General features: G+C 29.1%; 13 protein-coding genes. 10 read left to right on the forward strand and 3 right to left on the reverse strand.

Annotated elements, in window-relative coordinates; genetic code table 11:
* Positions 1-284: 284 nt before the first annotated feature.
* From EDC42_RS09655 to EDC42_RS09665, 3 genes are all read right to left on the reverse strand, one after another.
* The gene (locus EDC42_RS09655) at positions 285-689 is read right to left on the reverse strand and encodes a transposase (RefSeq protein ID WP_342773156.1); all 405 of its coding nucleotides are present in this window, start codon (positions 687-689) and stop codon (positions 285-287) included.
* A gap of 219 nt (positions 690-908) precedes the next feature.
* Positions 909-1,523 (reverse strand): hypothetical protein, encoded by a 615-nt coding sequence (locus EDC42_RS09660; protein ID WP_233144898.1) that lies wholly within the window; start codon positions 1,521-1,523, stop codon positions 909-911.
* Positions 1,498-1,779, reverse strand: coding sequence for a transposase (locus tag EDC42_RS09665; RefSeq protein WP_233144899.1), 282 nt, complete (start codon positions 1,777-1,779; stop codon positions 1,498-1,500). Before EDC42_RS09665 ends, EDC42_RS09660 begins: the two co-directional genes overlap by 26 nt.
* Positions 1,780-2,229: 450 nt before the next feature.
* Here EDC42_RS09665 and EDC42_RS07925 point away from each other — a divergent pair, with 450 nt between their 5' ends.
* The 10 genes from EDC42_RS07925 to thpR all read left to right on the forward strand — a co-directional run bounded on the left by EDC42_RS07925 (position 2,230) and on the right by thpR (position 15,193).
* Positions 2,230-2,802, forward strand: a complete 573-nt coding sequence (locus EDC42_RS07925; protein WP_069575217.1) for a helix-turn-helix domain-containing protein — start codon at positions 2,230-2,232, stop codon at positions 2,800-2,802.
* Between the two features lie 174 nt (positions 2,803-2,976).
* Positions 2,977-4,641, forward strand: a complete 1,665-nt coding sequence (locus EDC42_RS07930) for an AMP-binding protein (RefSeq protein ID WP_069575219.1) — start codon at positions 2,977-2,979, stop codon at positions 4,639-4,641.
* Between the two features lie 1,007 nt (positions 4,642-5,648).
* On the forward strand, positions 5,649-9,257 hold the full coding sequence (locus tag EDC42_RS07935) for a DUF11 domain-containing protein (protein WP_123833446.1): 3,609 nt from the start codon (positions 5,649-5,651) through the stop codon (positions 9,255-9,257).
* Positions 9,258-9,716: 459 nt separating this feature from the next.
* Positions 9,717-10,682: a tetratricopeptide repeat protein gene (locus tag EDC42_RS07940; RefSeq protein ID WP_069574755.1), complete on the forward strand. Its 966-nt coding sequence runs from the start codon at positions 9,717-9,719 to the stop codon at positions 10,680-10,682.
* A gap of 33 nt (positions 10,683-10,715) precedes the next feature.
* Entirely contained in the window at positions 10,716-11,090 is a 375-nt protein-coding gene (locus tag EDC42_RS07945; protein ID WP_069574754.1) for a hypothetical protein, read from the forward strand.
* A 35-nt stretch (positions 11,091-11,125) separates the two neighbouring features.
* Positions 11,126-11,968 (forward strand): pantoate kinase, encoded by an 843-nt coding sequence (locus EDC42_RS07950; RefSeq protein ID WP_233144880.1) that lies wholly within the window; start codon positions 11,126-11,128, stop codon positions 11,966-11,968.
* Positions 11,961-12,494, forward strand: coding sequence for a class I SAM-dependent methyltransferase (locus EDC42_RS07955; RefSeq protein WP_069574752.1), 534 nt, complete (start codon positions 11,961-11,963; stop codon positions 12,492-12,494). The genes EDC42_RS07950 and EDC42_RS07955 overlap by 8 nt, the downstream gene beginning before the upstream one ends.
* Positions 12,495-12,692: 198 nt before the next feature.
* Entirely contained in the window at positions 12,693-13,487 is a 795-nt protein-coding gene (locus EDC42_RS07960; RefSeq protein WP_180365875.1) for a 2-amino-3,7-dideoxy-D-threo-hept-6-ulosonate synthase, read from the forward strand.
* Between the two features lie 8 nt (positions 13,488-13,495).
* Positions 13,496-14,626 carry a 3-dehydroquinate synthase II gene (locus tag EDC42_RS07965; protein WP_069574750.1) on the forward strand — a complete coding sequence of 377 codons (1,131 nt, stop codon included), beginning with the start codon at positions 13,496-13,498 and terminating at the stop codon, positions 14,624-14,626.
* 9 nt (positions 14,627-14,635) lie between these two features.
* On the forward strand, positions 14,636-15,193 hold the full coding sequence (gene thpR / locus EDC42_RS07970) for an RNA 2',3'-cyclic phosphodiesterase (RefSeq protein ID WP_069574749.1): 558 nt from the start codon (positions 14,636-14,638) through the stop codon (positions 15,191-15,193).
* Positions 15,194-15,195 lie beyond the last annotated feature (2 nt).

Here is a 15,195-nt window from a genome sequence, read left to right on the forward strand (position 1 = left end):
TATAAGGTCAGATGAGCACTGACCTTATTTCTCAAAGACTAATATCATTTTCCATGATTTTTTGCAGAGATGATGAAATCTCCACATTAATTAATTGAATAATATAATATAATTATTTTTTCTTGTTTTAAAGTACAATTATTAATATATTTATTCATTGAATGATTTTAAATCACTTTTAATAAATGGAAAAATATTATTGTTTTTTTAGATTATCTATTCGCTAAAGAAATATTTTTATATTTCCGTGGGTGTCCGCCAAAAATGATTTTTGAGTGTGGATTCTAGTAAATGGTCACATCAAGCTTTAATTGGTGTGTAGTGGATATACTTTCACAAAAATCAACAATATCTTCTTTATTATTTTGTTCTCCTTGAATAAGATTATATAATCTTTTTATATTGTATGCTAGTGCATCTAGGTTGAGTCTTTCTCCGGTTTTTACCATTCCGATTACTATTTCTTGTTCTACATGGTATTGTTCTTTGAATATTCCGAATGGTCCTTCTACACTTGGTCTTTTTTTGAATTCTTCTTTATATTCTTCTTTTTCCATTTTGAAGAACATTGCTCTTTCTAATCTGCCACTGTTTTCTGTGATGGTTTTATGTGTTTGTTTGTCTGTTAAGCAGGATTTTCTGTGAATGCAGTATTTACATGCAGTATAATTGTTGTAGAGTCTTTTTATTTTGTCAGGTTTGTCTGGTTCTTCGCTTGGTTGTGTTTATTTTTTGTAGAAGTACATTGGTTGTCCTGTTGGGCACATAAATAAGTCTAGGTCGGATATGTAGTAAAAGTGGTCTTTATGGAATTGGTTTGGATTTAATTTGCCTATTTTTTCTTTGGATTGTTTTCTTGTTGGTATTAATCCATCTATTCCTTTGTTTACAAAGTATGATAGGCTTATTTAATTTAAATATATTGTATCTTCACTCATGTGTTTTGGTACTTTTCCTATGTTTTTTATTGCTTTGTCAGCTACTTCTGGTAGTTGGTAATGGTCTGTAGGGTTTTGTGTGACGTTTAATGCGCAGATTAGTTTGGTGTCGTAATCGACTGCAGATTGGATATTATAAGCAACCAGGAAGTTTCCTTTTTTGCCTTTCATCATGCGTGCTTCAATATCATTCATTGGTATTTTATCCTGTCCTGTGATTTTGAATTGAGTTCTGATGTCATATAATATTTCTAATTTTTCATCATTGGACATTTCCTTGTCATTTAGTATTTTTTGAGCTGGTTTATTGAGTTTTTCAAGCTTTTTAGAGTCAACTTCCAGTCCTTTGTAGAACTGGATCAGCAAATTGGTTTCTTTTTTGCTGATCATATTTTGGTTAGAATTGAATGCTTTTTTGATGGTCCCATCGACTACAACATGATTAAATTCAGTGAATCCTTTTTTTACGGCCATTTTTAATGTCATTTGAAGCAATACTTCATAATAACGTCCAAATTCATCACGATACCTTTGAATTGAACGTTCAGAGGGTTTAATTCTAACAAACGAATTTATATATGTCATGGTACTTTGTCATTTCTGCAATGACTCTAGCACTTTCAATATGGTCTATTTTTGCATAAACAAGTAATTTTAACATGGAACATGGAGGATATGAAGGCCTACCGCCTTTTTTCTTATTCTCTTTAATTCCCAAAATCGGATAAAATTCTTCAATAAAATCAACCACAAAACGAGAAATATGATTCTCTGGAACATTAAAATCATAAGTCCTAATGCCTAATTCAGCCTGATTCTTAATAACTTTCTTACTAACCATAAATAACCAACACATAATAACTCATATCTAATATAAAATATGTACATCATAGTATATAAATATTACTATTCTAAAAATGACTAAAATCAAATATAAATAAATCATTATAATCCATATTAAAAATTATGAATAATAAATAATTAAAATTAAATTCTAATTAATTTAATGAAAAAAATTAACAAAATAAGAAAATTATAACGCAGTTATAAAAAATTCAAAATAAAAAAAATTAGTTTTGGCGGACACCTCCGTAGAAAATAAAAATTTCATAACGGAATTGATGAAGTTTTGAAGCAATAATTTTTTCTTAAAAATTGAATACTTATTTTAGTTTTACCCTTAAAAATTAATTATTTGTTTAATTTTGAGATAGTTTTATATATTTAATTGAATAAAGTTATAAATACTTAGATTTTTTTAAGTAAATCCAAAATTTAAGATGTGAAAAATATGACAAATGAAAATTTTGCAAAAAAAATTAAAGACATAAGAGCTAGACAGAACATGACTATTGAAGATCTTGCTGAGAGAAGTGGGGTAAAACTTGAAGTTTTAAAAGCTATGGAATCTGGAGAGGTTATTCCATCACTCACTCCATTAACAAAAATGGCAAGGGCACTAGGTGTACGTTTAGGCACATTTTTAGATGATACTCCGGAACTTGGTCCAGTAGTTACAAGAAACGGAAAAACTGAAAATTCTCTTTACTTCTCAGGTAGGGAAGATGTAACTAATGCAACTAATTTAGAATTCCACTCATTAGGTGCAGGTAAAATTGATAGAAACATAGATCCTTTCATAATTGATATTGAATTTGAAGAAGGTGAAAAAGAATTATCTTCTCACGAAGGTGAAGAATTTATTTATGTTTTAGAAGGTGAAATTGAAGTAATTTATGGAAAAGATTCATTTACTATTGGAAAAGGAGATACCATCTTTTATGATTCAGTAGTGCCACACCATCTTCACGCAAGTGGCGAAAATAAAGCAAAAATACTCGCAGTATTATACACTCCATATTAAATTAGATAGAGGGCTTGATAAAATGTTTGAGATAGAATTAAAACAACAAAAAATTAGCAATGGTTTAATCAGATTTTTCACAAGTATTTTGGATTTGCATTCTTTGTTGTTGTGTTTGCAAGAATATTTTACAAGTATGAATAATGTTGAAATTAAAAAAATGGAGGTTTTCCAATGAGTGAATTATTTACTGAACTGCCGTTAGGGAAGTTTTTCGAATCAATGGTTGAAAAGCAGCCTGATCATGAATTTATCATTTATCCGGATAGGAACTTAAGATTTACATATAAAGAATTTGATGAAAGAGTTGACAATTTAGCAAAAGGAATGTTAGCTATTGGAATTGAAAAAGGAGATCATGTTGGCATATGGGCTAAAAATGTACCTGAATGGTTAACTTACATGTTTGCAACTGCAAAAATTGGTGCAACAATTGTTACTGTTAATACTGCTTATCAGTCTCATGAATTGGAATATGTGCTTGGCCAATCTGATATGAGAGCATTAGCTATGACTGATGCATTTAGGGATATTAACTATTTTGATATTATAAGTGAGCTTGTACCTGAACTTAAAACTTGTGCAAGAGGTCATTTGGTATCTGAAAAATTTCCTCACTTAAAATTCGTGTTCCATGTAGGTCAGGAAAAACATCGTGGAATGTATAATACTAATGAGTTATTATTACTGGGCATGAGTTATGATGGAGAAAAATATCAGGAAATTAAAGATTCAGTTTCACAAAATGATGTAATCAATATGCAGTATACATCTGGAACTGAAGGTTTTCCGAAAGGTGTAATGTTAACCAGCCGTAATATTGTAAACGATGGTTATTACATAGGGGAAAATATGAATTATACATCTAATGACAAATTACTTTTACAAGTGCCTCTTTTCCATTGTTTTGGAACTGTACTTGGTGTAATGGCGGTTATTACTCATGGTTCCACTATGGTTGTACTTGAAGAGTATGATCCGCTGCTTGCCATATCCTCCATTCAAAAAGAAAAATGTACAGCTATTTATGGTGTACCTACAATGTTTATTGGTATGATGAACCATCCAATGTTCGATATGTTCGACATGTCTTCATTACGTACAGGTATTATGGCAGGATCAACTTGTCCTGTTGAAACAATGAAAGATGCAATAGAAAAAATGAACATGAAAGAAATTACTAGTGTATATGGACTTACTGAAGCGGCACCGGGTTTCACACAAACAAATGCTGCCGATTCATTTGAGAAAAAAATCAATACTGTGGGACGTAAATTTCCAAATATTGAAGTAAAAATAGTTGATCCTGAGACTGGTGAAGAAGTGGGCGTTGGAGAAACAGGTGAGATAATGTGCAGAGGGTTCAATGTTATGAAAGGATATTATAACATGCCTGAAAAAACAGCAGAAACAATAGAACCTGATGGATGGTTACACTCCGGAGACCTTGCAACAGTAGATGAAGACGGATATTATTCAATTGTCGGTCGTATTAAAGACATGATTATTAGGGGTGGGGAAAACATTTACCCGCGTGAAATTGAAGAATATTTATTCACTAATGAATGTGTGCAAGATGTTCAAGTGGCAGGGATTCCTGATGAAAAATATGGTGAAATCGTTGGGGCATTTATTATTAAAGAGGATGGTTTTGATGATGTTACTGAAGCAGACATTCGTGATTTCTGCATTGGATCTATTGCAAGATATAAAGTGCCTAAATATGTGTTCTTTGTTGATGAATTTCCACTCACCACCAGTGGTAAAATACAAAAATATAAATTGGGAGATTTAGGTCTTAGATTATTAGATGAAAGGCGCCAGAGAGGAGAGTTATAACTTTCCTTATAATTACTTTTTTTATTATTAATTGATTTTGTAAGTTTTTATCAAAAAATAGGGTAATATCATTGATTTTTGAAGATTTTTTAGCATGGATTTGAGTTATTTTGAAATTTAAAGGATTTTTTTAAAAGTCTTTAAAATATATTTTTTTTCAAATGTTTTACTTTTCTAAATCTTAATGTCATGTGTTTTTTTAATTGTTCTTCAGATTTTTTGGCATTTTAGCGTAAATTTGGCATGATTTTGTGTAAGTATAGTCTAATTTTTTTCATTATGGTATATACTTCGAAAACTATAATCAGCATTGAATAATATTTTCATCGTATGTTTAACTTATTGTGTAGTTTTAAATTATTTCTTGATTTGCTTTGTCTAAAATTATGAATTGTTCGTCTATTAATTTGGATTGATCTTTAGAACCTTTTTTTCTTTTTAATACTTTCATTATCCATTCATTTCATTATTTTATTCAATTATATGCTGTTCCTTGATTAATTCCATGTTTATTTATGGTGTTATGTATTTATCCTATAAAATATCTAGAATTGCATATATTTAAACTCGTGTGGTTTTTTAACTTCTTAATTTCCTTTTGAATCTCAAATAATTCCAAATATTTTTCAATTAATTTTTGACTAAATATGGTATAATCATTATTTATAATTTTTAGTGTCAACTACTATGCACATTATAAATTGGATAAAAAAATCAACTAAATATTTGATATTCATGCAAATATATATATATATATATATATAATAAAATGATTTAAATAAAATCTTTTGTTTAAATCTAGTTATGATAGATTGATATTTAGTATTGGTTTATTATAAATTGAAATATTCTCTATTTAAAGTGTTATATTTCATTTGCAATCTGAATAAAATATTAGACAGGGTATTTATTAGCTATTTTGGATATAAATCTGTTAAATAGACCATATTTATATTAAATGGAGTTAAATAAATTGGTTTTGTCTAATAAAATAAGGAGTTAAAAAAATGAGGAAAAATAATTATTTAGTATTTCTATTAATATTTTCATTATTTTTAACTATTTCTTCAGTATCTGCATTAAACGTGGATGATAATGCGACAATAGAAGATACTAATTTGAATTCAATGGATGTTAATTTTGATATTTCCAATGGCGAATTCAATAGTATTAATATTGATAAAACGTTCGATACAAATATAGATGCTGATGCAGGAAAAGACACAAATATTGAGGAAAAAACTATTAGTATTACTAATTCTAATAATTCCATTCTTTCCACTAAAGAGAATAATGTTAAAAATAATTTTAAATTAAATTCCGGTTCATTAAGAGCAGGTAATATAATTTATATTAGTTCTGATGGTACTGGGGATGGTTTGACTAGTAATAATCCAACAAACTGGGCTAATGGATACATTAATGCTCAATCAGGCGATACAATTTCTTTCCTTGATGGAACTTATAATCTTGTAAATGTAAATTTAAATAAAGATTTAGTTTTAAAAGCTTTTAATGAAGGAAATGCAATAATAAATGCAAATAGAGCTGGTAATGTCTTTTCTATTAATAATAATAGAAATATAACCATAAATGGTTTAACATTTATAAATGGGAAATCTACTGGAAATGGTGGAGCAATTTCATTTAATTCAGGAGCCCTAACTGTAATTAATTGTAGATTTATTAATAATACTGCAAGTTCTTATGGTGGAGCAATATATCTTAGAGATGGAAAGTTAACCATAGTCAATACAACTTTCGTAAATAATTCAGCTGATGTTGGTGGAGCAGCAATAGCAGACACCATTAGTATTACTCATTCTGATTTCATTAATAATACTGCAGATGGTTCTGGTGGAGCTATAAGAGCTTATGATAATTTAACAATTGTTGATTCTATTTTTACTAATAATACTTCTATAAATGGTCAAGGTGGAGCTTTATATACTCCAAATGTTGACATAAATAATTCAATTTTTGTTAATAATACTTCATTAAATGGTGGAGGGGCAATATACTCCAGCAATGAATATTTAATTAATAATTCTGTATTCGTTAATAACTCTGCTATTGATGGTGATGGTGGAGCAGTTTCATCATATCGTACTGGCAATATAAACAATTCTAATTTTACCAATAACTCTGCTAAAAAAAGTGGTGGAGCAGCATATGCTAGAGAGAGTATTGAAATTGATAATTCTAGCTTCAATAAAAATTATGCTGGTGCTGGTGGAGCAGTACGTGCTCAATCAGAAGTTAATATTACTAATTCAAATTTTACCAACAATGTTGCTAACAATGAGGGTGGAGCAATATATTCTAATGGAAAAATTGTTGTTAATAATTTAACTTTTATCAACAACTCTGCTATTGAAAGTGATGGTGGAGCAATATTCTCTGTAGAAGATGTTGAAGTAGATAATTCCAATTTTATAAATAATTATGCAGGTGAACTTGGTGGGGCAATAAGTGCTTATAATGAACTTACTGTTAATAATTCTAATTTCACCAACAATAATGCAAAATATTATGGTGGTGGAGTTTATGCTAATGTGTTGAATTCTAATAGAGATAATTTTGTTAATAATACTGCAGAATATAATGGTGGAGGAGCTTATGTATTCTCTAATGCTAATATTAATGGGTCAAATTTTGATTCAAATACTGCAGTGAATGGTGGAGGATTATTCAGCACTGGAAATTCTAGTGTTAATAATTCTAATTTCATTAATAATAATGCTTATGATGGATCTGCAATTATTAGTGGAAATTTACATTTAAATAATAACAATTTAGAAAATAACACATCTAGAGGTTATGGAATTGTATATGCTGAAAATGCAACTATTGAAAATAATAAATTTATAGATAATGATGCATTAGAAGATAAAGAAATCTATGTATTAAATGAATTAAGTCAAAGCAATAATACTTTAAGCCCTAATCAAATAGAAAATATTAATGCTAATACAGTAAAAGTGAATACTATTAATGGTACTACTTATTTGGTTGATTTAGAAGATGGGTTAAAAGGATATTGTTTACAAAGAACATTAAATTTCCCTGATTATGTATATTTATTAAATAATCTTAGTTTAGCACATAACCAATTAACTGGTGAAGATGTTAGTGAATACTTAAAGATTTTAATTTATAAATATTATTTCTCAGATAAAAAAGACAATATAACTTACAGTTTATGGGACTTTACAGACAGTGATTTTAGAAATAGTAATAACAATTTAACTAAAAAAGTAATTGCATTATATAATTCTGGATTCCGTGTACCTGATTCTAATGCTAGTTTAATATTGGATAATGGTACTCAAGTATTATTTGATTTTTATAGTGCTGGAAGTTCAACAACTCAAAATTTATTCCTATTTAATATTACATATATGGGAAACAATTATGACATGAAAGTTGAAAAAATTACATTAAACAAATCTGTAATTAATGGAAATAAAACAAAATTCATAATTAGAGTAACAAACATTGGTGATACAATTCTCCATGGTGTTACTGTATTTGAAAAAGAGTATGATGGTTTAGTTTATGATTCATATATTGATGAAGGAAATAATTGGAATTATAACAATGGTAAATGGATTTACAAAAAACAATTAAACATTAATGAATCTGCAGAATTTACTGTTGTATTTAAAACAATAAAATCCGGTAATTTCACAAATATCATAATTTCATCATCCAATGAAACTACAAATAAAACCACTAACAATACCACTACTGTTTACACTCCTAATCTAACTGTTGAGAAGCTTTCTTTGAATAGAACTGTTTATGTTGGTAATCAGACTGTCTTTACTATTGTTGTCCGTAATACCGGTGATTGTGATTTAGGTGAGGTTTTTGTCGTTGAAAAAGCTCCAGAAGGTCTTGCTTACAGTTCATTTAAAGGCACCGACTGGTCATACAACAATGGCAAATTTACTTATGGTAAAACTTTAAAGGTTGGTGAGTCTGTTAGTTTTGAGATTGTATTCGATGCTGTTAGTTCTGGTAATTGGACTAATGTTGTTGTTGCAGGTTCAAATTTAACAGGTAATAAAACTGGTAATAATACTACTAAGGTTTATAATCCTGGTTTGAAGGTTGAAAAAATCACTTTGGATCCTGTTGTGTCTGTTGGTGAGATTACATCTTTTGAAATTATAGTGACTAATACTGGTGATTGTAAACTTGGTGATGTTTTTGTTCATGAAGATAGTTATGAAGGTTTAAGGTTCCATAGTTTCAGGGGTGATATGTGGAAACAGAAAGGTGATACTTTCTATTATCAGGGTGTTTTAAATCCTGGTGAGTCAGCATCATTTGTAATTTTATTTACTACTTTAAAACCTGGAAATTTCACAAATATTGTTACTGCCGGTTCCAATGTTACTAACAATACCACTACTGAAAACAAAACCAAAGTAATAGAAAATCACACTAACAATAATACTAATGGTATTAATAAAACAGTTAATAATGAAACCAAAGAGGTTAATGTTCATAAGGTTGATACTTCAAGAGCAACTGGTAATCCGTTACTAGCATTACTCATGGTTCTTTTAATGATTAGTGTGACTTCTGTTAGAAAATTCAAAAAATAAATATAAAAATTAAGGATTCATTATTATAAAACTCCTTAATTTTTTTCTTCTTTTTTTAAGTGTTGGCAGAACTTACTGAGTTTTAATTGCTGAATTATTGATTTAGTTCTCATAAATTTTTTAAATCTTCTGTTGAATTATTTATTTCATGAATAATATTGTATAGTCTGATTAAATTGTATGATAATTCATTTAAGTATACTTTTTTTTGTTCATACTATTTCAATGACTAATTCTTTTTCTATTTGAAATTATTCTTTCAATATTCCAAATTATCCTTCAACAATTTATATTTTGGCATTTTTCATTATATTTTAAAATGAATTATTAAAAAATATAAAAATTAAGTCAAAAATTTTCTGATGAAAAGTCAAAAAATTAAATTTGCCAGACCCCAAATTTTTTACGAGTAACTATTTTCATAATCTTTTTATTAAATCAGTTTCATAAGTTTATATAATGACTTTTTTAGATAATATTTCAGATAAAATTAACTATGAAACTTTGAACAATATTATAAAATTTGAATTTGATGGTGTTTCAACTAATTGGATGGATGAAAATGATCCATTCATTGAAAGAATTCAAAAATCTAGTTTGAATAAAGTTTTCTTAAAAGAACATATTCTAAAAGAAATTGAAATTAAAAACATTTTGGATGAAGGTATTGACTTTTTAAATTCACAAAAATATGTTAATGCAATAGAATCTTTTGATGAAGTGCTGTTTTATGATGAAGGGTATGCAGAAGCTTTAATTAATAAATCATATGCTCTTTTTGGTCAGAAACATTTTGTTAAATCTTTAAGATATTATAAACGTGCCATTAAAGTGAATAATGATTTGAAAGATGTTGAATATCATAAATTGCTTTTAAGTTGTTCCAATAAGGAAAGAAGTAATTTTTCAAAATTAAAATTAAATATTTATTCTGGGGATGAACTATTTGCAAAAGGAGAATATAAAAAAGCACTTGAAAGATATGATGGTGCTTTAGCTAATCCATCTCTATTTAAAGATAAAATACTTTTTAAGTTACTCAATAAAAAAGCTACAACATTACTTAAATTAAACGATTTTGAAAATGCATTGGCATGTTTTAAAGAGTCTTTAAATGCAAAGATTAGTGATTATGCATATTATGGCTGTGGCGTATGCCAATATGAATTGAAGTTAGATGGTGCTTCTGAAAGCCTATCTCATGCAAACAATGTTAAAAAAAATCAATTACTGGAAAAAGGATTAATTTTTAATGAAATTGGTTTATATGAAAATGCCTTAAGTACTTTCAATGAAATATTCAATAATCATTTTAAAGTTGATGAACTTTATATCAAATCCTTAAATGGTAAAATGCATGCAATGAGGAGTTTAAAAATGGATATGGATGAAATTGAAGATATTTATTCAATATTGCTAAACTAAATATTTATATTCTTTTAAACTATAGTTATAATCATGAAATTTTCAGGATTCATGAATGTTTACCAATTAGATGACATGAGTTGGGAATATCAGTTTGGAGGCAAATCACTTAAAGCTCAAACATTAAAAGAATTAGAAGTTCTTGTTGGTCTTTATGGTTTAAAATGGGGTGTACTGGATAAAAATCTGGTTGAAAAGTCTCTTGAAATAGATAAAAACAATGTCACTGGTTTTTTAAATGTTTATAAAAAAGAGGGTTTCTGGCACTATAGGGGAACTGATTTGAAATCCCATAGTCTTGAAGTGTTAAAGAAAAAAGTTTTAAGCGAAAACCTCGATTGGGTAGAAACTGACAGGGAACTTGCTTATAAAAATTGGAAACTGGATTTAAGGAAATTTAAAAAATAATAAATTTTAATTATTTTGATTAACAATTAATAATTATGAGTGTTTTTGTTCCGGGTCATGTAACCGGTTTTTTTAATATTGAAAATCATGAGTCCAAATTAAAAAATGGATCTTGTGGAGTTGGATTTTTACTAACAAAAGGTGTTATGACAACTGTTATTGAATCAGATAACTTTGAATTTGAAGTTAATCTTGGTGATGACACTATTGTCTGTGAAGTCTTAAGAATTTTGAATTTGGATAACAGTAATTTTAAAATTATTCAGGATATTCAGCTTCCAATCGGGGCAGGATTTGGAACATCTGCTGCTTCAGCTTTAAGTTTAACACTGGCTTTAAATGATTTTCTTAATCTGGGTTATTCAAAAGAATTATGCGGTCAAATTGCACATATGGCTGAAGTTAATTTAGGTGCGGGTTTAGGTGATGTAATAGCTCAAACAGGCAGTGGTTTAGTTTTAAGAACAAAATCCGGTGCACCTGGTATTGGAGAAATCAAATCATTCAATCAGGATGTTTATATTGCATACAAAACTTTTGGACCAATTGAAACATCAGAGATTATCACGGATGCCAATTATAAAAAGATTATTTCAGAAGTAGGTTTAAAGTATCTGGAATTATTTGAAGAAAAACCTAGTTTGGATAATTTTTTAATCTTTTCGAAAAAATTTTCCTGTGAGACTGGATTAATGTCTCCTGAAGTGAAAAAACAGATTGAATATTTCGAATCTATTGATGATGTATTAGGCAGTTCAATGGCAATGCTTGGAAATACAGTATTTGCATTGTCATATAATGAAGATACATTTAAAAAATTAAACATTGAAGAGTTACATATAGATAAATTAAATAATAATGGTATTGTTTATGATTAAACTTAGCTATGATATAAAGAATTATAGAAAGCAAATCTTAGATTTAACTCAAAATGGAGATACGATAATAGAATTGGGTTGTCATGTGGGCAATACGACAAAAATTCTATTGGATAATTTTAGAGATTCAAAGATAATGGCACTTGATAATTCTCCTGAAGCAACAATAAAAATGAATGAAATTTTGTGTGATAATTTGGAATTTATTAATGCTGATGTACGTCTTCATGAAACATTGCTTGAGGTATTTAAAAGAATTCAAAAGTGTGATATTTTATCCATTGATTTAGGTGGAGGATATCATCCCGATACGGTTTTTAAAGTATTTTATATTTGGTCCTCAACATTTAAACCAAAACATACATTAATTAGAAATAGGGGTATTTTAGAATTTTTTAATTCGGCGGGGAGCAGTGATGAGGATTATGAATCATGTGAGGGATTTCTCGATTCTTATCATGATTCGGGAATTCCCCCACAAATTAAAGAATTTGAATTATGGACACCGAATCTTGGGAAATATTGAAATTATAAACTTTACACTTAAATTTAATTAAATCCTATTTTTCAATAATTCATCATGTAAATATTTATTTTTATTCAATTTTTATAAATCAACTTTAATATTTTATTCAAAAGAGACATTAAATTGTATATTATTGTACAATTAAAATTTATATACTTTAATAAACATATATATTATTCATAAACATGAAAAGGTTATATTATGATAGGTAAAAAGATTCGTTTAGAAAGAATCATAAATAGAAATACTGGCAGAACTGTTATTGCACCAATGGATCATGGTGTATCAAGCGGTCCAATTCCGGGTATAATAAATATGGATGAGACTGTTGAAGAAATCGCTCAGGGAGGAGCTGATGCAATATTAATGCATAAAGGTATTGTGCAACAGGGACACCGTGGTTATGGTAAAGATATTGGATTAATTGTACATTTATCTGCAAGTACTTCTCTTGCACCGGATCCAAATGATAAAGTAACTGTAACAAGTGTTGAAAAAGCAATTCAACTTGGAGCTGATGCGGTATCTATTCATGTCAATCTCGGAAGTGAAACAGAAAGCTTGATGTTGCAGGAATTAGGTCAAGTTGCAGAAACTTGTGATTACTGGGGTATGCCTCTTCTTGCAATGATGTACCCAAGGGGGCAAAAAGTGGAAAATGAACATGATGTGGAATTTGTAAAACACGCTGCACGTGTAGGTTCAGAACTTGGAGTGGATATTGTAAAGACCAACTACACCGGAGATCCTGATACATTCAAGGAAGTTGTTGAAGGTGCTATTGTACCAGTAGTTATTGCCGGCGGTCCAAAAGTAGAAACTGATGAAGAGTTATTGCAGATGGTTAGAGATTCTCTTGATGTTGGCGGGGCAGGTGTTGCATTCGGACGTAATTTATTCCAAGCTGAAAATCCGGGTAAGATTACAAGAGCAATATCTGAAGTTGTTCACCATGATTTGGATGTTGAAGAAGCTTTAGAATTCTTAAAATAGGTGGTTAAATGCAAAATAAATTCGCTTGGATAAGTACTCCTGATGAATTATGGGATGATAAGAAAGAGATGATCACTACTGCATTAGAATCAGGTATTGACTATGTTTTGGATTTTGATGATATTGAAGAGATTAGGAAACTTGGCAATGTGAAAATCATTGCAAATACTGATGATGCAGATATCTATTTGGTAGGTATTAATGGTGAAGGAGATGGCTTTGTTGAATTAAATGATGATTTCACTGATTCAATTGATATTGCTAATGCAAAAAAAGCAAAAAGCGAAGGAAAAACTGTATGCGCCTATATAAAAATAACTGATAAAGCCCATGAGCAATTAGCTGTAAGATTAGGTTCAATTGTTGATTATATTATTTTAATTGGTACCGACTGGACAATTATCCCACTTGAAAATATTATTGCCGATTTACAGAAGTTGGATGTAAAGATTATTGCAGCTGTTCGTGATGTGGATGGTGCTCGTGTTGCCCTTGAAACTTTAGAGCATGGAACTGATGGCATAATATTTGAAGCAAATGACTTCAATAATATTAAAAAAATCGCCCAAAATGTTATTGAAGCATCACAAGTAAAATATGAATTAAAACTAGCTACTGTAACTAAAGTAAAACCCTTAGGTTCAGGCGATAGGGTATGTGTTGATACAACTGACATGATGAAACCTGGAGAAGGGATGTTAATCGGTTCCTATTCAAAATCCATGTTTTTAGTGCATTCAGAATCACTTGAAAGTGAATATGTTGCTTCAAGACCATTCAGAGTAAATGCTGGCCCTGTTCAAGCATATGTGATGGTTCCTGGAAATAAGACAAGATACTTATCTGAACTTGTTGCCGGAGATGAAATATTAATCGTTAATACCGAAGGTGAAACTAGAACTGCATATGTTGGAAGAAGTAAAATTGAAAGAAGGCCTTTATTATTGCTTGAAGCAAAATATGAAGGTAAAACTATCAGAACACTCCTGCAAAATGCAGAAACCATTAGAATAGTTGATGAAAATAACAATCCATTGTCAGTGGCTGATGTTAAACCGGGAGATAAAGTTAAAGTTTATATAGAAACTAATGCACGTCATTTTGGAATTGCTATTGATGAGACAATCATTGAACAATGAGGTTATGGCATGTCACAGCTACGGGCATTTTTAGCTATAGATTTGGATGACGGGTTAAAACCAAAAATTAATAAAATTATTAAACAGTTTAAACAAATTGATGCAAAAATAAGGTATGTAGAATTAAATAATATGCATTTAACCTTAAAATTCTTTGGAGAAATTGACACTGATGGTTTGGAATTGTTGGAAAATAAAATAGCAGATGTTGTATCTGAATTCAAACCTTTTAATATAAAAATTAAAGGATGTGGCGCATTTCCAAATTATAGTCATATAAAAGTGATTTGGATTGGAATTGATGAAGATTCAATTATCAAAGAATTGCATGATAACCTTGATGGGGAATTTGTTAAATTAGGTTTCGGTAAAGATAAAAACTTTTCAACACATCTGACTATTGGACGTATGAAATCAGCTAAAAATAAAGTTCAAGTCAGATCAACTATCGGGGAATTTAGTGATATTGAAATTGGTGAGATGACAGTAAACAGTATTACTTTAAAAAAATCTACTCTAACTCCTTCCGGACCAATTTATGAAGATTTAAAAGTATTTGAATTGTGATT

This window comes from Methanobrevibacter gottschalkii DSM 11977 (genome assembly GCF_003814835.1).
GTDB lineage: Archaea > Methanobacteriota > Methanobacteria > Methanobacteriales > Methanobacteriaceae > Methanocatella > Methanocatella gottschalkii.

Bases quoted from the DNA above. Each gene is read 5' to 3' on its own strand.
- EDC42_RS09660 (WP_233144898.1), bottom strand. From the start codon at position 1,523: ATGACATATATAAATTCGTTTGTTAGAATTAAACCCTCTGAACGTTCA.
- EDC42_RS09665 (WP_233144899.1), bottom strand. From the start codon at position 1,779: ATGGTTAGTAAGAAAGTTATTAAGAATCAGGCTGAATTAGGCATTAGG.
- EDC42_RS07925 (WP_069575217.1), top strand. From the start codon at position 2,230: ATGACAAATGAAAATTTTGCAAAAAAAATTAAAGACATAAGAGCTAGA.
- EDC42_RS07930 (WP_069575219.1), top strand. From the start codon at position 2,977: ATGAGTGAATTATTTACTGAACTGCCGTTAGGGAAGTTTTTCGAATCA.
- EDC42_RS07935 (WP_123833446.1), top strand. From the start codon at position 5,649: ATGAGGAAAAATAATTATTTAGTATTTCTATTAATATTTTCATTATTT.
- EDC42_RS07940 (WP_069574755.1), top strand. From the start codon at position 9,717: ATGACTTTTTTAGATAATATTTCAGATAAAATTAACTATGAAACTTTG.
- EDC42_RS07945 (WP_069574754.1), top strand. From the start codon at position 10,716: ATGAAATTTTCAGGATTCATGAATGTTTACCAATTAGATGACATGAGT.
- EDC42_RS07950 (WP_233144880.1), top strand. From the start codon at position 11,126: ATGAGTGTTTTTGTTCCGGGTCATGTAACCGGTTTTTTTAATATTGAA.
- EDC42_RS07955 (WP_069574752.1), top strand. From the start codon at position 11,961: ATGATTAAACTTAGCTATGATATAAAGAATTATAGAAAGCAAATCTTA.
- EDC42_RS07965 (WP_069574750.1), top strand. From the start codon at position 13,496: ATGCAAAATAAATTCGCTTGGATAAGTACTCCTGATGAATTATGGGAT.
- thpR (WP_069574749.1), top strand. From the start codon at position 14,636: ATGTCACAGCTACGGGCATTTTTAGCTATAGATTTGGATGACGGGTTA.